The sequence below is a fragment of the Acidimicrobiales bacterium genome, from assembly GCA_035536915.1.
In the GTDB taxonomy this organism is placed as follows: domain Bacteria; phylum Actinomycetota; class Acidimicrobiia; order Acidimicrobiales; family JAHWLA01; genus JAHWLA01.
Genome location: DATLNE010000040.1, coordinates 41,962 through 61,302, shown reverse-complemented (window position 1 = coordinate 61,302; position 19,341 = coordinate 41,962). Strand labels below are relative to the sequence as shown.

Annotated in this window: 21 protein-coding genes; 11 read left to right on the top strand and 10 right to left on the bottom strand. The window is 71.2% G+C overall.

Going from position 1 to position 19,341, the window contains the following annotated elements:
- Window positions 1–136: 136 nt before the first annotated feature.
- Window positions 137–346, top strand: coding sequence for a YlcI/YnfO family protein (locus tag VM938_11085; GenBank protein ID HVF75583.1), 210 nt, complete (start codon window positions 137–139; stop codon window positions 344–346).
- Complete coding sequence (locus tag VM938_11080; protein HVF75582.1) at window positions 343–741, top strand: Fic family protein; 399 nt, start codon at window positions 343–345, stop codon at window positions 739–741. The genes VM938_11085 and VM938_11080 overlap by 4 nt, the downstream gene beginning before the upstream one ends.
- Window positions 742–762: 21 nt before the next feature.
- Here VM938_11080 and pyk read toward each other — a convergent pair whose 3' ends face one another.
- The 4 genes from pyk to VM938_11060 all read right to left on the bottom strand — a co-directional run bounded on the left by pyk (window position 763) and on the right by VM938_11060 (window position 5,344).
- A complete protein-coding gene (pyk, locus tag VM938_11075; protein ID HVF75581.1) occupies window positions 763–2,202 on the bottom strand; it encodes a pyruvate kinase in 1,440 nt (479 codons plus the stop codon).
- A 24-nt stretch (window positions 2,203–2,226) separates the two neighbouring features.
- The gene (locus tag VM938_11070; protein ID HVF75580.1) at window positions 2,227–2,811 is read right to left on the bottom strand and encodes an SHOCT domain-containing protein; all 585 of its coding nucleotides are present in this window, start codon (window positions 2,809–2,811) and stop codon (window positions 2,227–2,229) included.
- 51 nt (window positions 2,812–2,862) lie between these two features.
- Window positions 2,863–4,080 carry an acyl-CoA dehydrogenase family protein gene (locus VM938_11065; protein ID HVF75579.1) on the bottom strand — a complete coding sequence of 406 codons (1,218 nt, stop codon included), beginning with the start codon at window positions 4,078–4,080 and terminating at the stop codon, window positions 2,863–2,865.
- A 91-nt stretch (window positions 4,081–4,171) separates the two neighbouring features.
- Window positions 4,172–5,344, bottom strand: coding sequence for an MFS transporter (locus tag VM938_11060; GenBank protein ID HVF75578.1), 1,173 nt, complete (start codon window positions 5,342–5,344; stop codon window positions 4,172–4,174).
- A 148-nt stretch (window positions 5,345–5,492) separates the two neighbouring features.
- Between VM938_11060 and VM938_11055 the strand changes: the two genes are divergently transcribed.
- Window positions 5,493–6,989: a sigma-70 family RNA polymerase sigma factor gene (locus tag VM938_11055; protein ID HVF75577.1), complete on the top strand. Its 1,497-nt coding sequence runs from the start codon at window positions 5,493–5,495 to the stop codon at window positions 6,987–6,989.
- A 96-nt stretch (window positions 6,990–7,085) separates the two neighbouring features.
- On the opposite strand, the gene VM938_11050 is transcribed toward VM938_11055, so the two are convergent.
- Both VM938_11050 and cysS read right to left on the bottom strand, forming a co-directional pair.
- Window positions 7,086–7,286 carry a cold-shock protein gene (locus VM938_11050; protein ID HVF75576.1) on the bottom strand — a complete coding sequence of 67 codons (201 nt, stop codon included), beginning with the start codon at window positions 7,284–7,286 and terminating at the stop codon, window positions 7,086–7,088.
- Between the two features lie 92 nt (window positions 7,287–7,378).
- Complete coding sequence (cysS, locus tag VM938_11045) at window positions 7,379–8,701, bottom strand: cysteine--tRNA ligase (protein ID HVF75575.1); 1,323 nt, start codon at window positions 8,699–8,701, stop codon at window positions 7,379–7,381.
- A 20-nt stretch (window positions 8,702–8,721) separates the two neighbouring features.
- Here cysS and valS point away from each other — a divergent pair, with 20 nt between their 5' ends.
- Window positions 8,722–11,220 (top strand): valine--tRNA ligase, encoded by a 2,499-nt coding sequence (valS, locus tag VM938_11040; GenBank protein HVF75574.1) that lies wholly within the window; start codon window positions 8,722–8,724, stop codon window positions 11,218–11,220.
- A gap of 69 nt (window positions 11,221–11,289) precedes the next feature.
- Window positions 11,290–11,673 carry a DUF983 domain-containing protein gene (locus tag VM938_11035; protein ID HVF75573.1) on the top strand — a complete coding sequence of 128 codons (384 nt, stop codon included), beginning with the start codon at window positions 11,290–11,292 and terminating at the stop codon, window positions 11,671–11,673.
- Here the strand turns inward: VM938_11035 and VM938_11030 are convergent.
- The 4 genes from VM938_11030 to VM938_11015 are packed head-to-tail and all read right to left on the bottom strand — an operon-like array spanning window position 11,649 to window position 14,524.
- Entirely contained in the window at window positions 11,649–12,632 is a 984-nt protein-coding gene (locus tag VM938_11030; GenBank protein HVF75572.1) for a TIGR03557 family F420-dependent LLM class oxidoreductase, read from the bottom strand. The two genes, VM938_11035 and VM938_11030, sit on opposite strands and share 25 nt — an antisense overlap.
- 27 nt (window positions 12,633–12,659) lie before the next feature.
- Window positions 12,660–13,028, bottom strand: a complete 369-nt coding sequence (locus VM938_11025; GenBank protein ID HVF75571.1) for an FKBP-type peptidyl-prolyl cis-trans isomerase — start codon at window positions 13,026–13,028, stop codon at window positions 12,660–12,662.
- Complete coding sequence (locus tag VM938_11020) at window positions 13,015–13,707, bottom strand: hypothetical protein (GenBank protein ID HVF75570.1); 693 nt, start codon at window positions 13,705–13,707, stop codon at window positions 13,015–13,017. The genes VM938_11025 and VM938_11020 overlap by 14 nt, the downstream gene beginning before the upstream one ends.
- A 28-nt stretch (window positions 13,708–13,735) precedes the next feature.
- A complete protein-coding gene (locus tag VM938_11015) occupies window positions 13,736–14,524 on the bottom strand; it encodes an RNA methyltransferase (protein ID HVF75569.1) in 789 nt (262 codons plus the stop codon).
- A gap of 33 nt (window positions 14,525–14,557) precedes the next feature.
- On the opposite strand from VM938_11015, the gene VM938_11010 reads away from it, so the two are divergent.
- The 6 genes from VM938_11010 to VM938_10985 all read left to right on the top strand — a co-directional run bounded on the left by VM938_11010 (window position 14,558) and on the right by VM938_10985 (window position 19,341).
- Complete coding sequence (locus VM938_11010) at window positions 14,558–14,968, top strand: PaaI family thioesterase (protein ID HVF75568.1); 411 nt, start codon at window positions 14,558–14,560, stop codon at window positions 14,966–14,968.
- A 52-nt stretch (window positions 14,969–15,020) separates the two neighbouring features.
- Window positions 15,021–15,710 (top strand): GAF and ANTAR domain-containing protein, encoded by a 690-nt coding sequence (locus VM938_11005; protein ID HVF75567.1) that lies wholly within the window; start codon window positions 15,021–15,023, stop codon window positions 15,708–15,710.
- Between the two features lie 69 nt (window positions 15,711–15,779).
- Window positions 15,780–16,907: a sensor histidine kinase gene (locus VM938_11000; protein HVF75566.1), complete on the top strand. Its 1,128-nt coding sequence runs from the start codon at window positions 15,780–15,782 to the stop codon at window positions 16,905–16,907.
- A complete protein-coding gene (locus VM938_10995) occupies window positions 16,904–17,572 on the top strand; it encodes a response regulator transcription factor (protein ID HVF75565.1) in 669 nt (222 codons plus the stop codon). The genes VM938_11000 and VM938_10995 overlap by 4 nt, the downstream gene beginning before the upstream one ends.
- A gap of 123 nt (window positions 17,573–17,695) precedes the next feature.
- Window positions 17,696–18,589, top strand: coding sequence for an ABC transporter ATP-binding protein (locus tag VM938_10990; protein HVF75564.1), 894 nt, complete (start codon window positions 17,696–17,698; stop codon window positions 18,587–18,589).
- Complete coding sequence (locus VM938_10985; GenBank protein ID HVF75563.1) at window positions 18,586–19,341, top strand: hypothetical protein; 756 nt, start codon at window positions 18,586–18,588, stop codon at window positions 19,339–19,341. The genes VM938_10990 and VM938_10985 overlap by 4 nt, the downstream gene beginning before the upstream one ends.

The following is a 19,341-nucleotide window of genomic DNA, read 5'->3' as shown; positions in this document are numbered from 1 at the left end:
GGGGCGCCGGGCCGAACGTTCGGCCGTGATGACGACGTCCCCTTTGGGGCTACTCCCCTCCGAAGCCCGGCAGTCTACGCCCCGAGTACATGTGCGACGGAAACCGTCGCACATGTATTCGCGATACCATGATGTCGTGACGAAACAAACGACTGTCCGACTGCCCGACGAACTGGCCGACGAGGCGGAGGCCGTCGCCCGCGTCAAGGGCACGAGCGTGAACGCGCTGATCGTCGAGTCGCTCACCAGCGAGATCGAGCGCGTCCGGGCCGACAAGGACTTCACGAAGCGGGCCCGCAAGCTCTTGGAGCGAGACAAGGAACTGCTGGACCGACTCGCCCGGTGACCCGCTACCTGAGCCTGGCCGAGTACCTATGGCTGGCCGAGCAGGTAACCGGGACAGAGGCCGCCGTCCTCGCCAAGGCCGCCCGGCTCGACCTCGCCGATTCCGCGCTCCATGCGCCCGCCGCAGGCTTCGGCGACGACGACTTCTACCCGGACTTCGTCGACAAGGCCGCCGTTGTGACCTGCCGCCTCGCGTGGAACCACCCGCTGCCCGACGGCAACAAGCGTGCAGCGTGGGCCACGTTGGTGATGTTCCTGGACCTGAACGACTGCGCCTGGGACCCCGACCCGCCCGACGTGGACGAGGCGGAGGCAGCCATGCAGGCCGTAGCTGCCCGAGAAGTCGACGAAGGATGGCTAGCCGCCTGGCTGCGCGACCGAGTGCGAGTCGACTGACGTCGTTCTGGCAGCGCCGCCTCAGCGGGCGCGGACCAGGCGGAGGCTGTCGGTCACCGGTTCGAGGTCGGTGGGCGAGCCGACGAGCACGGCGACCAGGTCGCCCGGCTGCACCAACCCCTCCTTGGCCGCCCGCTCCACCGCGAACCACACGATGTCGTCAGTGGTGCCCTGGTACTCCATCACCATCGGCGTGATGCCCCACGCCACCGTGAGCTGGCGGGCCGTGCGGGGCGACGGCGTGCAACCGAGCACCGGCGCTGTGGGGCGGAAGCGGGAGATGGCCCGGGCGGTGGCGCCGCTGTTGGTGCAGGCGATGATGGCGGCCACCCCCGCGTCGGACGCCGCCCGCCACGCCGCGGCCGACACCGCAGCAGTGATGCGGGCGTGGGGCCGGGCGTCGGCGGCGTCCTGTGTCTGCTGGCGCCCGAGCGTGCGCCCCCAGGTGTCGTAGTCGAACTCGCGCTCGGCCCGCTCGGCGATCTCCGCCATGGTGGCCACCGCGGCCACGGGGTGGCGCCCGATGGCCGACTCGCCCGACAGCATCAGCGCCGAGGTGCCGTCGAACACGGCGTTGGCCACGTCGCTCACCTCGGCCCGGGTCGGCGTCGGCGCCCGCACCATCGACTCCAGCATCTGCGTGGCGGTGATCACCGGCCGCCCGTACGCCACGCCCGTGCGGATGATGCGCTTCTGGTGGTGCGGCACGTCGGCCAGCGCGCACCGGATGCCGAGGTCGCCGCGAGCCACCATCACCGCGTCGGACACGGCGATGATGTCGTCGACGTCGTCGACCGCCTCCTGCGTCTCGATCTTGGCCACGAACATGGGCCCGCCCGAGCCCAGCGAGTTGCGGGCCCGCACCATGTCGCCCGCCCCCCGCACGAACGAGATGGCCACGGCGTCGACCGCGGCCTCGGCCAAGCCCGCCAGCAGGCGCAGGTCCTCCGCCGTCGGCGACGACACCGTCAACCGCCCGGGTGGCAGCGCCACGCCGGGCCGCCCCTGCGCCCACCCGCCGGTGACCACCTGCGCAATCGCCCGCTCGGCCCGCACGTCGGTGATGCGCAACGAGATCGCACCGTCGCCCAGCGCCACCGTGTCGCCCGCTTCGATCTCGCTCAGCAGCATCGGGTAGTCGACGACGATGCGGGTGTCGTTGCTGGCCGTCCCGTCGGTCACCAGTTCGACCACGGCGTTCTCGGCCAGGTGGGCGCCGCCTTCGGGGAACTCCGCCGCCCGCACCTTCGGCCCCGGCAGGTCGGCCAGCACGCCGATCACGCACCCCTCGGCGTCGGCCGCCGCCCGCACCCGCGCCACCGTGGCGATGGCCTCGTCGAGCGACGAGTGCGACAACGAGACGCGCGCCATGTCCATGCCCGCCCGGATCATGGCCCGCAGCGTGTCGGGCGAGTCGGAGGCGGGACCGATGGTGGCGACGATCTTGGTACGGCGAGGCATGGCCGCCCACGATACGGGCGGGCGTCAGCCCTCCAGCAACCGGGCCTTCTGCTCGCGGAACTCGTCCTCGGTGAGCACGCCCTGGTCGCGCAGCCGGGCCAACCGCTCCAGGTCGTCGAGGTTGCTGCCCCCCGCCGAGCGGACGGCGAGCACCTCGGCGGGAAGGGCGGCGAGCCCGGGCCGCGTCTCGTAGGCGACGCGGGTGCGGTCCCGCGGGTCGTAGGCCACGTTCACCACCTGCCCCGGCACGGGCATGGCGCTGGTCGGCGTGACCAGCCGACGACGGTGCACGAACGAGTCACCGCCTTCGAGTTCGATGCGCACCACGAGGTTGAACACCGGCATGTCGTTGATCGACGTCGCCGTCTGCTCGACCTCCTCGATGACGCCGCGGGCGCGGCTGCCGGTCTCGTAGAGGCGGCGGTCGTCCGCCTGCTTCTTGGCGTGCTTGGCGTAGAAGCCGCCGACACCGACGGCGACGAGCACCCAGATCACGCCGATCATCAGGAACGTGCCGCCCGCGATGCCTGCGCCCTCGTTGCCCGACTGGACGGCGAAGAGGCCGGCCACCACGAAGCCGGCCCCCGCCACCAGGAAGAACCGCAGCACCCCTGACCGTGCTATGGCGCAGAACCTACGCCACGTGGTGCGGCGTTGCCGTTACTTGACGTGCACTCCGGAGATGGCCCGGCTGATGACGAGCCGCTGGATCTCGGAGGTGCCTTCGAAGATCGTGTAGATCTTGGCGTCGCGGTGCCAACGCTCGACGGGGTACTCCCGCACGTAGCCGTAGCCGCCGAGGATCTGGATGGCTTCCTCGGTCACCCGCACGGCGGTCTCGCCTGCGAACAGCTTCGACATCGAGCCCTCGCCCGCTGTGAACTGCTTGCCTGTGCGACCCATCCACGCGGCCCGCCACACCAGCAGCCGAGCGGCGTCGATCGAGGTCTTCATGTCGGCCAGCTTGAAGGCGATGGCCTGGTTCTCGATGATCGCCTTGCCGAACTGCTTGCGCTCCTTGGCGTACTCCAGCGCGTACTCGTAGGCGGCGCGGGCGATGCCCACGGCTTGGGCGCCCACCGCGGGGCGGGACGCCTCGAAGGTCGCCATGGCGGCCTGCGTCTTGGCGCTCTTGCCCTCACGAGCCCGGGCAATGCGCTCGTCGAGCTTCTCCTTGCCGCCCAGCAGGCAGCGCCCCGGTACCCGCACGTCGTCGAGCACGACCTCGGCCGTGTGCGAGGCCCGGATGCCGTGCTTCTTGAACTTCTGGCCCTGCGACAGGCCGGGCGTGTTGGGCGGCACGACGAAGCTGGCCTGGCCCCGCGACCCCAGCTCGGGCTCCACCGAGGCGACGACCACGTGGATGTCGGCGATGCCGCCGTTGGTGATCCACGTCTTGGTGCCGTTGAGCACCCACTCGTCCTTGGCCTCGTCGTAGACGGCCCGGGTGCGCAGCGACGACACGTCGGAGCCGGCGTCGGGCTCCGACACGGCGAAGGCGGCCATGTTCAGCTTGCCGTTCTCGCCCACGAAGCACTGGGGCACCCACTCCATGACCTGCTCGGCGGTGCCGTTGGAGAAGATGCCCGCCACGCCGAGGGTGGTGCCGAAGATCGACAGGCCGATGCCTGCGTCACCCCAGAACATCTCCTCCATGACGATGGGCAGGAGCAGCCCGGCCGGGTCGCCGAAGGCGTTGGCGATGAAGTCGAAGGAGTACAGGCCGATCTCGGCGGCCTGCTCGATCACGGGCCAAGGCGTCTCTTCGCGCTCGTCCCACTCGGAGGCGACGGGGCGGACGACGTTCTCAGCGAAGTCGTGGACCCACTTCTGGATCTGTAGCTGGTCCTCGTTGAGCTCGAGTGAGAATTCGGACATCGAAGGTGGCGACCTCGTGCGGGCGGCCGGAAGCTCGGCTCCGGCGGATTGGCTTAGTTACCGGACAGTAACATGACGCCTGCGGCGGTGGCTAGACCTCTTTTTGCAGCGCCGGTGCAACGATAACCACGGCGACCGCCATGAGACCGGCACCCACGATGTAGGGCGCGGGCACGCCCACGTGCTCGAACAACGCCCCGCCGAGGATCGGGCCCGCCACCCGAGCCAGCCCGCCCGCCGCCTGCTGGACGCCCAGCGCCGTGCCCCGCCGGTCGGCCCGCACGCGTCCGGCCAGGATCGACGACAGCGTGGGCGTCACGAACCCCTGCCCCACGATGAGGCACAACAGCGTGGGAACCAGCAGCGCCCACGAATGGACGGCGGCCAGCATCGCCAGGCCCACGCCGTTGAGCACGAGGCCCAGCCGCAAGGTGCCCGCCTCGCCCAGCCGGTCGACCACCGGGCCGAGCAGGCGCCATTGCACCAAGGCCAGCACCAGCCCGACGGCGGCGAACAGCCCGCCGATCGACGCCAACTGCAGGTCGAGGCGGCGCTCGGCGAAGAGGGAGAAGGTGGCCTCGAAGGCGCTGAAGGCGGTGAGGGACACGAAGGCGCCGATGACCAGTTCGGCCACCCCCCGCCGCCGCCACGACCGCGGCACCTCGTTCTGGTCCGGGAATCGCGCGCCCTGGCGCGCGATTCCCCCACCAGAACGGCGGTTGGGGTGGGTTTCGGGCAGGCGGCGCCACGCCACCACGGCATTGACGGCGGCCAGGGCGGCGGCGATGAAAAAGGGGATGCGGTGGTCGCCCAGGGCGGCGAGCGCCCCGATGGCAGGGCCGGCCACGAACCCCAACCCGAAGGCCGCCCCCAACAGCCCCAGCAAGCGGGCCCGCTGCTCGGGCGGGGCGATGTCGGCCACCGACGCCTGGGCCACCGACACGCTGGCGCCGGAGATCCCGTCGACCACCCGCCCCACGAACAGGATCGTCAACGAGCCCGCCAGCCCGGTGAGCAGGCTGCCCACCGCCGTGCCCGCCAACGACAGCACCAGGATGGGCTTGCGCCCCACCCGGTCCGACAGCCGCCCCCAGATGGGCGAGAACACCAACTGGGCGGCCGAGAAGGCGGCCACCAAGCCGGTGGCCGACAGCGCCCGGGCCCCGAACTCCTCGGCGTAGAGGGGCAGGATGGGGAGCACGATGCCGAACCCCACCAGGTCGAGTGCAACGCACATCCAGATGGTCCCGAAGCCCGGGGGCAACGAACTCCCGGTCTTCGGCCTCGTGCGCACGGGCGACAGCAGATGGCCCGCCGGCAATGTCCGTCAAGTCCGAATGCGCAGGAACCCTAGGCTCCGGCGCCGAAGTGTCACCACTGTTCGCGCGTAGGCGGTCCCTCACGGAGGTTTCATGGGTCGTAACCGGACCACCACGCTGGCGATCGACCCCACCGTGGCCGACAGCACCCTGGCGGGCCTGGCCGCCGAGGGCGACCTGGGCGCGTTCGAGGAGCTGTACCGGCGCCACGCGCAGGCGGCCTGGCGGGTCGCACAAGCGGTCACCCGCAACGCCGAAGACGCCTCCGACGCCGTGGCCGAGGCCTTCACCCGGGTGCTCAAGGCGCTGCCTGCGGGCCGCCTCCGCGAGAACGCCAACTTCCGCTCGTACCTGCTGACCGCCACCCGCAACGCCGCCCTCGACGTGCACCGCCGCACCGGCCGGGTGAAGCCGACGGGCGACCACCAGGTGTTCGACTCCCCTTCCGGTGACCTGCCGTCGGAAGCTGCACTCGACAAGGCCGACGTGGCCATGGTCGCCGCCGCCTTCTCGGGCCTGCCCGAACGTTGGCGCTCGGTGCTGTGGCTCACTGAGGTCGAAGGTATCCCCGCCCGCGAAGCGGCGGGCATGCTCGGCGTGTCCGCCAACGGCGTGGCCCAGTTGGCCGTCCGGGCCAGGGCCGGGCTGCGCGAGCGATTCCTCCAGGCCCACCTCACCGACCGGGGCGTCGACGACGGCTGCCGCACCACGGTCGACCGCCTCGGCGCCTATGCCGCAGGCGCCTTGGCCCCTCGTGACCTGGCCAAGGTCGACCAGCACCTGGCGGGCTGCGAGGACTGCCGGGAGCGCCTGGCTGCGTTGGAGGAACTGGGCTCCAACCTGCGCCGCGTCATCATCCCCTTCCCCCTCGGGCTCGCCGCCCTGGCCGCCTCCAAGTACTCGATGGCTTCCGCCTCGGCGGCGACTGCCACCACGGCAGCGGCGACAGCGAGCACACCGGCGTGGCTGCTCAAGGCCCAGCGCCCGTTGGCGGTCGCCTCCGTCGGCCTGTTCGCCGCGGGCATTGTCGGCGTCGGTGTCTTCGGCCAGCCCGACACGCCTCGCGGCGGCCGCGGCCGGCCCAGCAACGGTCCCAGTGCAGAGTTGGCGGCACCGCCTGCGGTGTCGTTCGTGCCCGCGTCGTCGATCGGCGGTTTCGCCACCACGGCGTCGGGCGGTTCCGGGTTCTCGTCGAGTACCGACGACGAGACGCCCGACCGCGTGCGCGGCTTCGACGACGAGGACGGCGTTGCCTTCGACAACGACTTCTCCAGCGACGACGACGACACAGGCACAGGCACAGGCACAGGCACAGGCACAGGCACAACAACAACAACGCCGCCGCCCGGCGAGGAAGAACCCCCTCCCCCGCCGCCCCCCACGCCCCTGGCGCAGCTGACGGTCACCGTGAACGCGGGCGGCACCACGGCGGCCGTGGGCGCCGGTGCCGGCGAGGGCTCGTGCGCCGGCATCAAGGTCGGCCCGACGGCACAGCCGTGCACCCCGCCGCCCCCGCCCGACGACCAGAAGACCGTCACCATCGAGACCGGCGGCAGCCAGCTGCCGACGCAGACAGTTCCTCTGCTTTAGAAGGCCTTGCTGCCGCTGGTCCGAAGTTGAAGCAAACGAAAGCGCCCGGCCGAATCGGCCGGGCGCTTTCTACGTTGTCGTGGGCTGATGCTTCGCCTAGATGGGACGCACGCTGGCAGCCTGCAAGCCCTTCGGTCCTTCTTGGACCTCGAACTCGACAGCCTGCCCCTCTTCGAGGGCGCGGTAGCCATTCATCTGGATGGCGCTGAAGTGCACGAACACGTCAGCCCCATCGGACTGCGAGATGAACCCGAAGCCCTTCTCGGCGTTGAACCACTTCACAGTTCCGGTCGCCACTGTGGCGATCCCCCTTCGTACGTTGCTTGGGTCCAGGGGACTGCCTTTGGCGATTCCCCAGCCGCGAACGGTAACAGCAAATCGTCCGCCCGTCACCGATGAACTCTGGTGCCCTCCGCGGTGTCTTCGACCACCCATCCCAGCGACTGCAATGCATCACGGATGGCGTCGGCTCGGGCGAAGTCACGGGCCGCTCGGGCCGCGTCGCGTTCGGCCATGAGGGCGTGCGTTTCGGCGTCGACCTCGTCGGCTGCACCCCGCAGTTCGAGGCCCATCGCACCGGCGATCTCGTAGGCCGCGGCCGCCGCGGCGGCGTCGTCGGAGGCGTTGGCCTGGCCCACCAGGTCGAACAGGAGGGCGACGGCCTGGGGCGTGCGCAGGTCGTCGTCCATGAGCTCGCGGAACCGGTCGAGCGCGCCCTGGTCTGCCGTCGACGTCGGCTTGAAGCGACGCGCAAAGGAGTCGAGGCGATCGAGGCCCGACTCGGCGTCGGCCATCGTCTCGGGCGTCACCTCCATGGGCGAGCGGTAGTGCGATCGCAGGACCAGCAAGCGGTAGGCGCGGGCGTCGTGGCGGGCCAGCAGGTCGGTGAGCGAGGTGAAGTTGTCGAGCGACTTCGACATCTTCTCGCCACCCACCTCGACGAAGGCGTGGTGCATCCAGTGGCGGGCGAAGGCGTGGCCGAGGGCGACGGCCTGGGCCCGCTCGTTCTCGTGGTGGGGGAACATGAGGTCGAGCCCGCCCGAGTGCAGGTCGAAGCCGTCGCCCAACAGGTCGAGCGACATGACGACGCACTCGGTGTGCCAGCCGGGACGGCCAGGCCCCCACGGCGACTCCCACGACGGCTCGCCCGGCTTGGCCTTCTTCCAGAGCACGAAGTCGAGGGGCGAGCGCTTCTGCTCCTCCACCTCGACGCGCGCACCGCTGCGCAGGGAGTCGAGCGTCTGGCGGGCGAGGAGGCCGTAGTCGGCCACCGACTCGCTCACGAAGTACACGCCGTCGTCGGTCTCGTAGGCCATGTCGCCCGCCATGAGCTCACCAATGAGCTCCAGCATGCGGTCGACGAACGCAGTGGCGTGGGGGTCGTGGGTGGGCCGCAGGACGCCGAGGGCGTCGACGGCGTCCCACCATGCCTGCTCGAACTCGGCGGCCACGTCGTCCGCGCTGCGCCCCCGCTCGTTGGCCCGCTGGATGATCTTGTCGTCGATGTCGGTGATGTTCGACACGTGGTCGACGGCGAGGCCTGTCCACTCCAGGTACCGCCGCAGGATGTCGTAGGTGAGCGCGGCGCGGCCGTGGCCGATGTGGGGCACGTCGTAGACGGTGGGGCCGCACACGTAGATCGACACCCGGCCGGGATCGCGCAGCGTCAGCTCGCGGACGGTTCCATATGCAGTGTCGTGGAGGCGCAGCACGCAAGTACCGTAACGCCCCGATGACGCCCAACGTCCCGGAAAAACCATCGCTCGACGGCCTCGAGCCGAAGTGGATCGCGGCGTGGTCCGACGCGGGCACCTATTCCTTCGACCGCGACCGGCCTCGTGAGGAGGTCTATGCGGTCGACACGCCACCCCCCACGGTGAGCGGCTCGCTGCACGTCGGGCACGTCTTCTCCTACACGCACACCGACGTGACGGCGCGCTTCCACCGCATGCGGGGCAAGGCCGTCTTCTACCCCATGGGATGGGACGACAACGGGCTGCCCACCGAGCGCCGGGTGCAGAACTACTTCGGCGTCCGCTGCGACCCGAGCGTGGCCCACGACCCCGGGTTCGAGCCGCCCGAGAAGCCGGGCAAGGACCAACTGCCCATCGGCAGGCAGAACTTCATCGAGCTGTGCCACCGGCTGACCGCCGAGGACGAGCAGGCCTTCGAGGACCTGTTCCGCCGGCTGGGGCTGTCGGTCGACTGGGCCCACACCTACACGACCATCGACGACCGGTCGCGGCGAGCATCGCAGCGCATGTTCCTCCGCAACCTGGCGCGGGGCGAGGCGTACTCGGCCGAGGCGCCGACGTTGTGGGACGTCGACTTCCGCACCGCGGTGGCCCAAGCGGAGTTGGAGGACCGGGAGATGCCCGGCGCCTACCACCGCATCCGCTTCGACGACATCGAGATCGAGACCACGCGGCCTGAGCTGATCCCCGCCTGCGTCGCCTTGGTCGCCCACCCCGACGACGCCCGCTTCCAGCCCCGCTTCGGCTCGACCGTGCGCACGCCGCTGTTCGGCGTCGAGGTGCCGGTGCTGGCCCACGAGCTGGCCGATCCCGAGAAGGGGTCGGGCATCGCCATGATCTGCACCTTCGGCGACCTCACCGACGTCACCTGGTGGCGCGAGCTCGACCTGCCGGTGCGCTCGATCATCGGCCGCGACGGGCGCATCGTCGCCGCCGCGCCGGCGGGCGTGCCCGAGAACGAGGCGTGGTCGGAGCTCACCGGCAAGACGGCCAAGCAGGCCCAGAAGCGCGTCGTTGAACTGTTGGTCGAGTCGGGCGCACTGGTCGGCGACCCGCGGCCGATCACCCACCCGGTCAAGTTCTACGAGAAGGGCGACCGCCCGCTGGAGATCGTCACCAGCCGGCAGTGGTACATCCGCAACGGTGGGCGCGACGACGACGTGCGCGGGGCGCTGCAGGCCCGCGGCAAGGAACTGCAGTGGCACCCGCCCTACATGCAGTCGCGTTACGAGAACTGGGTCGGCGGGCTCAACGGCGACTGGCTCGTCTCGCGCCAGCGGTGGTTCGGCGTGCCCATCCCCGTCTGGTACCCGGTGGGCGACGACGGCGAGCCCGACTACTCGGCGCCGCTGGTGCCCGACGAGTCGCAGCTGCCGATCGACCCGTCGAGCGACGTGCCCGAGGGCTACGACGAATCGCAGCGTGGGCAGCCCGCCGGCTTCGTGGGCGACCCCGACGTCATGGACACGTGGGCGACCTCGTCGTTGACCCCGCAGATCGCGGGCCAGTGGGAGGACGACCCCGACTTGTTCGGCCGGGTCTTCCCCATGGACCTGCGCCCGCAAGGCCACGACATCATCCGCACCTGGCTGTTCTCCACCATGGTGCGCTCGCACTTCGAGCACGGCTCGGTGCCGTGGCGCAACGCGGCGATCTCAGGGTGGATCCTCGACCCCGACCGCAAGAAGATGTCGAAGTCGAAGGGCAACGTGGTCACGCCCATCGCCCTGTTGGAGCAGTACGGCTCCGACGCCGTGCGCTACTGGGCGGCCAACGGGCGGCCGGGCACCGACACCGCCTTCGACGAAGGGCAGATGAAGGTCGGGCGGCGGCTGGCCACCAAGGTGCTCAACGCCTCGCGGTTCGTGCTGTCGCTGCCGTCGACCGCGGGCGCCGTCACCGAGGCCGTCGACCGCGACCTGCTGGCCGGGTTGGCCGCGCTGGTCGACGAGGCCACCGTCGCCTTCGAGGGCTACGACTACGCCCGGGCGCTGGAGCGCACCGAGGCGTTCTTCTGGGCGTTCTGCGACGACTACCTCGAACTGGTGAAGAACCGGGCGTATGCCGGAGGGCCTGGCGGCGAGTCGGCCGTCGGCGCCTTGTCGCAGGCCCTGTCGACCCTGCTGCGGCTGTTCGCCCCGTTCCTGCCCTTCGTCACCGAAGAGGTGTGGTCGTGGTGGCAGGACGGCTCGGTCCACCAGGCGGAGTGGCCGTCCGTCGAGCCGCTGCGGGCCGCCGCGGGCGATGCCTCGGGCGAGGTGCTGGCGGTGGCCACCGAGGTGCTCGCTGCCGTGCGCAAGGCCAAGAGCGAGGCCAAGGTGTCGATGCGGGCGCCGGTGGCCCGGCTGCGGGTCGGCGCCCCCGCCGCGCTGCGCTTGGCCCTCGACGACGTGCGCGACGCGGGCACGGTTACCGAGGTCGAGTTCGGCGAGGCGCCCGAGGTGACCGTCGAGGTCGAGCTGGCCCCGCCCGACTGAGGCCGTTCTGGTCCGGTAATCCCGCGCTGTGGCGCGGGATTACCGGACCAGAACGGATAGAACGGGGGCATGTGGCGGATGTTGGCCCGAGGCCTGACACGGCACTGCCCGCTGTGCGGGGGCGGCGGCCTGTTCACCTCGTGGCTGGCCATGCGACCGCACTGCCCCACGTGCAGCTACCGGTTCGAGCGGCGCGGCGCCGACGCCTTTTTCCTCGGCGCCATCCTCATCAACTTCGCCACCACCGAGGGCGTGCTCGGGGTGATGCTGCTGGTGTCGTTCGTGCTGACGCTGCCCGACCCGCCGCTGCTGTTGTTGTGCGCCATCGCCGTGCCGCTGATGGTGGCGGCGCCGATCGCCTTCTACCCGTTCTCCAAGACGATCTGGGCGGCGTTCGACCTGATGATCAAGCCCGCCGCCCCCGACGACTACGCCACTCGCGCCACTCGCTGATCGAGGCGGGGCCGCAACTCGTCCGCCCAGAAGCGGAAGAAGCCTTCTTGGTCGGGGCCGATCTGGTGCAGGTACACATGGTCGTAGCCGGCCTCGACGTACTGCATGATCGCTTCGAGGTGGCGTTCGGGGTCAGGGCCGCACGGCACCGACTCGGCCACGTCGTCGGGGCTGACGTTGGCCACCGCCGCCTCGAAGTCCTTGGGCCGTGACAGCTCTGTCGACAGCGCGCCCTGCAGGCCGGTGTTGGCCCAGATGTGGTGGGCGGTGCGGCGGCCGGCCTCTTCGTCCTCCGCCCAGCAGATCGACACCTGGCCGAACTTCGGCTTGCCCGCGCCGCCGCTCTCCTCGAAGGTTGTGATGACTTCGGCGTCGGGGGTAACGCCCACGAAGCCGTCGCCGATGCGGCCCGCCAGGTCGGCACTCACTGTGGAGCTGCCCGCCACCACGATCAGCGGCGGCTCCTCGGGGCGGGTGAACAGTTCGGCCTCTTCCACCGTGTAGTAGCGGCCGCGGTGGGAGATGCGGTCGCCGGTCCAGAGCTTGCGGATGACGTCGACCGCTTCTTCGAGCATGTCGCGGCGTTCGTCGGGCGTGGGCCAGTGCTCGCCGGTGATGTGCTCGTTGAGGCGCTCGCCCGTGCCCACGCCGAGGAAGAAACGGCCCGGCATCATGGCGGCAACGGTGGCCGAGGCATGGGCCACGATGGCCGGGTGGGTGCGCTGGATGGGCGCAGTGACGCCGGTGCCGATGCGCAGGCGCTCGGTGGCATGGGCGATGGCGCCGAGCACCGACCACACAAAGGGGCTGTGGCCCTGCTGCGACAGCCACGGGTGGAAGTGGTCGGAGATCATGGCGCTGGGGAAGCCGAGCTCCTCGGCGCGCGTGGCGTTGCGAACCAAGTCGTTGGGCGAGTGCTCCTCGCTCGACATCCAGTAGCCGATCTCCACGTTCGTCATGCCCGCCGTTCTGCCCGGCGGCGGCGCCTAACGAACGCCCAACAGGTCGACTACGAAGACCAGCGTCTCGTTGGGGGCGATGACGCCGCCCGCGCCGCGAGAGCCGTAGCCCAGTTCGGGCGGGATGGTGAGGCGGCGGCGGCCGCCGACCTTCATGCCCGCCACGCCCCGGTCCCAGCCGGGGATGACCTGGCCCGCGCCTAGTTGGAAGGAGAACGGCTGGCCCCGGTCCCACGAGGCGTCGAACTGCTTGCCGCTCGACCAGGAGATTCCGACGTAGTGGACGTCGACGGCCTGGCCTGCGGCGGCCTCGGGGCCGTCGCCCTCGCTGAGATCCTCGATGCCGAGGTCGGTGGGCGGCTGCCCCTCGGGGATGGTGACGTCAGGCTTGTCCATGGGCCGACGCTACCGGGGTGAGCGCGGCCACCAGATCGTCGGGGCGGTCGACGGTCACGGTGAGGGCCGGATGCTTGAGCAGGCCCTTGGGCACCAGGCCCGCCACCGGCTCCTTGAAGCGGATGCACACGCCGCGGTTGGCGTTGGTGGCGAAGGTGAGGCCGATGTCCTTGAACGACAGGTGGGCCGGGCCGGCGACCTTGAACCAGGTGTAGGGGCCGGTGACCTCGGCGCCTTCGATGTTGTCGAGCGGCGTGCGCAGCGACCACGGGCCGAAGCGGACCCGCAACTCGCCGTCGGCGATGTCGAGCCCGGTGGTGAACGGCGTGACCCCGAACGGCAGGGCAGCCAGCGCCATGCGCACGTCGAAAGCGAAGGCGAATGTCGCCCGGCGCGGCGGCTCGACGGCCGGTGCTGCCGCCTTGGCTGTGGCCGTGGGCTTGGCCTTGGGCGTTGCCTTGGGCCTGGCGGCGCCCCGCCGCCCGCGTGGCGCGGCTAACGGCGTGACGTCGGGCTTGTCCTGCTCGGCTTCGGGGTGGTGGCCGGGGAGGTTGTCGTCCGGCACCGGGGCGGGAGACTCGGTGGTGTCGGTGGGGCCGCCGTGGCGGGCCTTCACGGCGCTGGGGTCGACCTCCCCGCGTCCACTGCGTGCGAGCTCTGGTTGCTGGGGCTTGACCATGCCGTCATGTTTCCCCCTCGCGCCCCCTCTAACTCCCGAGTACATGGCGTACGGAATCCGTACGCCATGTACTCCCGAGCGCGTAAAAGGCGATAGCGGCGGCGGTGGCCACGTTGAGCGAGTCGACGCCGGGCGCCATGGGGATGCGCATGCGACGGTCGGCGGCGGCCAGGGTCTCAGCCCGCAAGCCGGAGCCCTCGGCGCCCACCAGGAACGCCACGGGCCCCGGAACGGGCCCGAGCGGCTCGGCGTCGGCTGCGGGCGTCAGCGCCACGGTCGTGAACCCCCGCAAGTCGTCGAGCCCGTCGACCACCGTGAACGGCACGTGCAGCACGTTGCCCATCGACACCCGCACGGCCCGGCGGTACAGCGGGTCGCAGCAGTCGGCCGTCAGCAGCACGGCGTCGAGGCCGAACGCGGCGGCGTTGCGGAACAACGCCCCCATGTTCTCGGTGTCGTTGATTCCCTCCAGCACGGCCACCCGACGGGCGCCGTCGAGCAGCGATGCCGCGGGCGGCAGCGGCACCCGGGCGCCGGCGGCCAGCGCACCCCGGTGGATGTCGAAGCCGGCGACCTGGTTCATGACCTCCTGCGAGGCCACGTAGACGGGCACGTCGAGCGCCGCCCACGCCGGGTCGAGCCGGTTGGGCGTGGCCAGCAGCGACCGCACCGGGAAGCGCGACTCCAGCAGCCGGCGGATCACCAGCACGCCCTCCGCCACGAAGGCGTCGCCCCGACGCCGCAGCTCGCCGTCGGTGAGGCCGGTGTAGACCGCCAAGCGCTCGTCTTCAGGGTTGTCGACCGGCACGAGAGGCATCGGAGGCGGAGCGTAGGTGGCATGCTCCGTGGCATGGCAGACGAACTCACGGGCTTCATCCATCAGGCCATGCCCTTGACCGAGACGCTGGGCTTCCGGGTGGTGGCCAGCTCCAAGGACCTCGTCCACCTCGAGCTCGACTGGCGACCCGAGCTGTGTACCAGCGGCGGCCTGCTGCACGGCGGTGCCCTCATGGCGTTGGCCGACTCCGCAGGCGGCGCCTGTGCCTTCTTCAACCTCCCCGAGGGCACAACCGGCACCTCGACGGTGGAGTCGAAGACCAACTTCCTCGGCGCCGTGCGCTCGGGCACCGTTGGGGCGCAGGCCCGGCCGCTGCGGGTCGGCGGCCTGATAATCGTGGTGGAGACCGAGCTCACCGACGACAAGGGCACGCTGGTGGCCAAGACCACGCAGAGCCAGATCGTGCTCCGCAGTAGCCGCTGAGTAGCACCCCTCATAGACTCCTGCCGAGGGGTCATTTGCAAGGGGGCACCGGGTGGCGGACGAACGGGCAACCGAACTAGCCGAGACACTGGCCGAGGTGGCGAGATCCCTGCAGGCCGAAGAGGGCGTCCAGGCGACCCTCACCCGCATCTGCGAACTGGCGGTCCAGACCATCGACGGCTGCGACCACGCAGGCGTGTCGTTGATCCAAGGTCGCACGATCAGCACGCCCGCGGCCAGCGACGAGACCCCCGTCGCCGTCGACGCCATCCAGTACGAGGCGAACGAAGGCCCGTGCCTGATGTCGATTCGCGAGCACGACACCGTGCTCGCCGACGACTTGGCCACGGAGGAGCGCTGGCCCCGCTTCGCCCAACGGGCGGTCGACGAGACCGGGGTGCGCAGCATGCTCTCGTTCCGGCTCTTCGTGCAGGAAGGCACCATGGGCGCCCTCAACCTCTACTCCCGGAAGACGGAGGCCTTCGACGAGGAAGCCGTCACGGTCGGCTCCGTCTTCGCCGCCCACGCCGCGGTGGCGCTCTCGCATGCGCAGCGGGAAGCCGAGCTGCGCACAGGCATGGCGACCCGCGACGTCATCGGGCAGGCCAAGGGCATCCTCATGGTGCGCCAGGGCATCGGCGAAGACGAGGCCTTCGAGCTGCTGCGCCGCGCCTCGCAGCGGCTCAACGTCAAGCTCCGCGACATCGCCGAACAGATGACAAAGCAGGTCCAGGGCAACTGAGGCACTACGCCGCTCGACGTACGCGGCGAGGTGGATGCGGGCGACGAAGCGTGTCCGTATGGTGAACACGTGACCCGGCGACAGTGGGCAGCCGACATCGCACTGGCAGCCGCGGCCACGGCGTTGTCGATCGCCTTGATGACGGGGTTGCCGAACCTCCCCGACACCGCCGCCGCCTTGGCGGTCGTGCACACGGCGTCGCTCGCCCTGCGCAGGCGGTGGCCGGCGGCGGCCTTCGCCGTCTCGTTGGCCTCGGCCGTCGCCGTGGCAGCAGGCGATAACCCGCTGGTGATCCTCGGCCCCGCCCCGCTCGTCGTCGCCTACACGGCGGCGTCCGAACTCCCCCGGCGACAGGGGCTCCTCGCCCTCGTCCTCATCGAAGCCGCCCTCGTCGTCGCCTTGCTCCCCCAAGACGTCGACCTATCCACCATCGTGGGCGACGGAATCGCCTTGGGCGCAGCGTGGCTCTTCGGCGACAGCGCTCGGCGGCGACGAGAAGTGCTGGCGCTGCACCGCGACCGGGCGGTGCAGCTCGTACGCACGCAGGCCGAGGTGGCCCGGCGGGCGGCGGCCGAGGAGCGCTTGCGCATCGCCCGCGAGCTCCACGACGTGGTCGCCCACTCCATGAGCGTGGTGGCCGTGCAGGCCGCTTCGGGACGGCTGGTCGTCGACCACGACCCCGAGCGAGCTCGCCAAGCTCTCGTCGCCATCGAAGAGACCAGCCGCGGCGCGCTCGACGAGATGCGGCGCCTGCTCGGCGTGCTGCGCCAGAACGGCGAGGGACGCGACGAGACCCGCGAACCCGCGCCCGGACTGGGCGACGTGGACCGGCTCATCGCCCAAGCGGCCGACGGGGGCCTGCCGGTGTCGATGCGGGTGGAGGGCGCTCGCCGGCCCCTCTCCCCCGGCGCCGAGCTCACCGCCTTTCGGATCGTGCAGGAGGTGCTGACGAACGTGCGCAAGCACGCTCCCGGTGCCACGGTCTGTGTCGTGATGGCGTACGACGACGAGGGCATGCGCATCGACGTGACCGACGACGGCGGCGGTCGCGCCGCCCGACCTCCGGCCCCGGACGGCGGCGGCCTGGGCCTCGTGGGCATGCGCGAACGGGTCGCCGTCTACGGCGGTTCGGTGGAGGCCGGCCCGCTTCCCGACCATGGTTTCCGGGTGGTCGCCACCTTGCGGGATCCCGCATGACGATCCGCGTCGCCGTGGCCGACGACCAGCCGTTGGTGCGCGCCGGCTTCGGCGTGATGGTGGGCTCGGCGCCCGACCTGGCGTTGGTGGGCGAAGCAGCCAACGGCGACGAGGCGATCGAGCTCGCCCGCATCGAACGCCCCGACGTGTTCCTGATGGACATCCGCATGCCCGTGCTCGACGGCATCGAGGCCACCGCCCGCATCACCGGCGACGCCGCCACCGCGGGCGTGCGGGTGATCATCCTCACCACGTTCGACATCGACGAACACGTCTACGCCGCCTTGCAGGCCGGCGCCAGCGGCTTCCTGCTCAAGGACGTCACCCCCGAAGACCTGCTCGCCGCCGTGCGCGTGGTGGCCGCCGGCGACGCCCTGCTGGCGCCCGCGGTCACGCGTCGGCTCATCGAGGAGTTCGCCCGTCGCCCGCAGCCGCCGCAAACCTCCGCCCCCGCCCTCGACGTGCTGACCGATCGCGAGCGCGAGGTACTCGCATCGGTGGCCGCCGGACGCTCCAACGACGAGATCGGCGCCGACTTGGCCATGAGCCCGGCCACCGCCCGCACCCATGTGGGGCGCATCATGGCGAAGCTGCATGCACGCGACCGGGCGCAGTTGGTGATGCTCGCCTACGAGACCGGTCTGGTGCGGCCCCACGGCCGCTGAGTCCACGACATACGTCGCTCGACGTACGGCAAGAATCGCGTTCGGGCGGATTCGGCGCGACGGCCCCGTCCGTACCGTCCTTCGTAGCCGGCCGGTGCGCCGGGTACGGACGAGGAGGCGGCGGTGCCCGCCATCGTGGCCGACAGGCTCACCAAACGCTTCGGCGACGTGATCGCCGTAGACGACATCTCCTTCCGACTGGAGCCCGGCTCCATCACCGGCTTCCTCGGCGCCAACGGAGCGGGCAAGACGACGACGCTGCGCATGCTCCTGGGCCTGGCCAGGCCGACGAGCGGGACGGCGCACTTCGACGGCGTTCCCTTTGCCGCACTGTCTGCGCCGTCGCGCACGGTGGGCGCCGTGCTGGAGCCGAGGTTCCACCCCGACCGGCGCGCCCGCGACCACCTGCGAGCCCTGGCTGCAGCAGCAGGCGTGCCCGACCGGCGTGTCGAAGAGGTGCTCGCCCTCGTCGGGCTCGACGGCGCCGCCCGACGGCGGGTCGGCACGTACTCGCTCGGCATGCGCCAACGTTTGGGATTGGCGGCGGCACTGCTGGGTGACCCCGAGGTGCTCGTCCTCGACGAGCCCGCCAACGGGCTCGACCCCGAAGGCATCCAGTGGTTGCGGGGACTGCTGCGTTCGTTGCGCGACGAGGGCCGCACGGTGCTGGTGTCGAGCCACCAGTTGGGCGAGGTGGCCCAGACGGTCGACGACGTGCTCGTCATCGCGGGCGGGCGGTTGGTCGCCTCCTCGCCGTTGCGCGAACTGCCCGGCCTCGGCGCCGACCGCCTGCACGTGCGCACGCCGCAGGCCGCGGCACTGGCCGACGCGTTGGCGCGCCGCGGCATCACCGCCACGGGCGACGGCGACGGCGAGGGCTTGGTGGTGTCGGGCGCCTCCGCCGAAGAGGTGGGCCGAGCCGTGGCCGACGCCGGCCTCGTGGTCTACGAACTGCGCCCACTCGAACCCTCGTTGGAAGACGTCTACTTCGCCCTCACCGAAAGGAGTGCATCGTGAACTGGTCCCTCGTTCGTGCCGAAGCCCGCAAGCTGCGAACCCTGCGATCGGTGGCCGGCCTCGGCCTCGCCGCCGTGGGCATCGCCCTCGTGTCGCTCGGCCCCGCATGGGCGGCGCCCGCCGCCACCAAGGCCGACTGGAACCCGGAGATGCTGCCCCAAGCCGTGCGCGGCCAAGGCTTCGTGGTCGCCCTCGTCGTGCTCGTCGTCGGCGTGCTGGCCACCGCGGGCGAAGTGCGCCACGGCACCCTGCCTGCCACGTTGCTCGTCGCCCCCCGGCGCCGACAGGTGCTGGTGGCCAAGCTGGCGGCGGTGAGCGGGTTCGCCGTTGCCTTGGCGGTGACCGTCAGCGCCGTCACCCTCGGCTTGGGCGCCGCCGTCCTGCGCTCGGCGGGCGTCGACGCCGCCCCGTTCGGCGCCGACTCGCTGGCCACGGCCGCCGCCGTGGTGGCCGTGGCAGTGGCGTACGCCGCGCTGGGCGTCGGCCTCGGTGCCTTGGTCCGCGACCAGACGGCCGCGGTGGTCGGTGCCGTCGTGTGGTCGACGGTCGTGGAGAACGTCCTGCCTGTCGTGCTGCGCAACCCGTCGCTGTCGAAGTGGATGCCCGGCGGCGGCGCCCGCTCCCTGCTCACCGCGGCCACACCGGAGCCCGGCCTGTTGCAGCCCGCGGCGGGCGCCCTCCTGTTGCTCGTCGTCGTGGCGGCGATCGTCGGCGGCGGCACGGCGGCCTTCGCCACGCGCGACGTCGCGTAG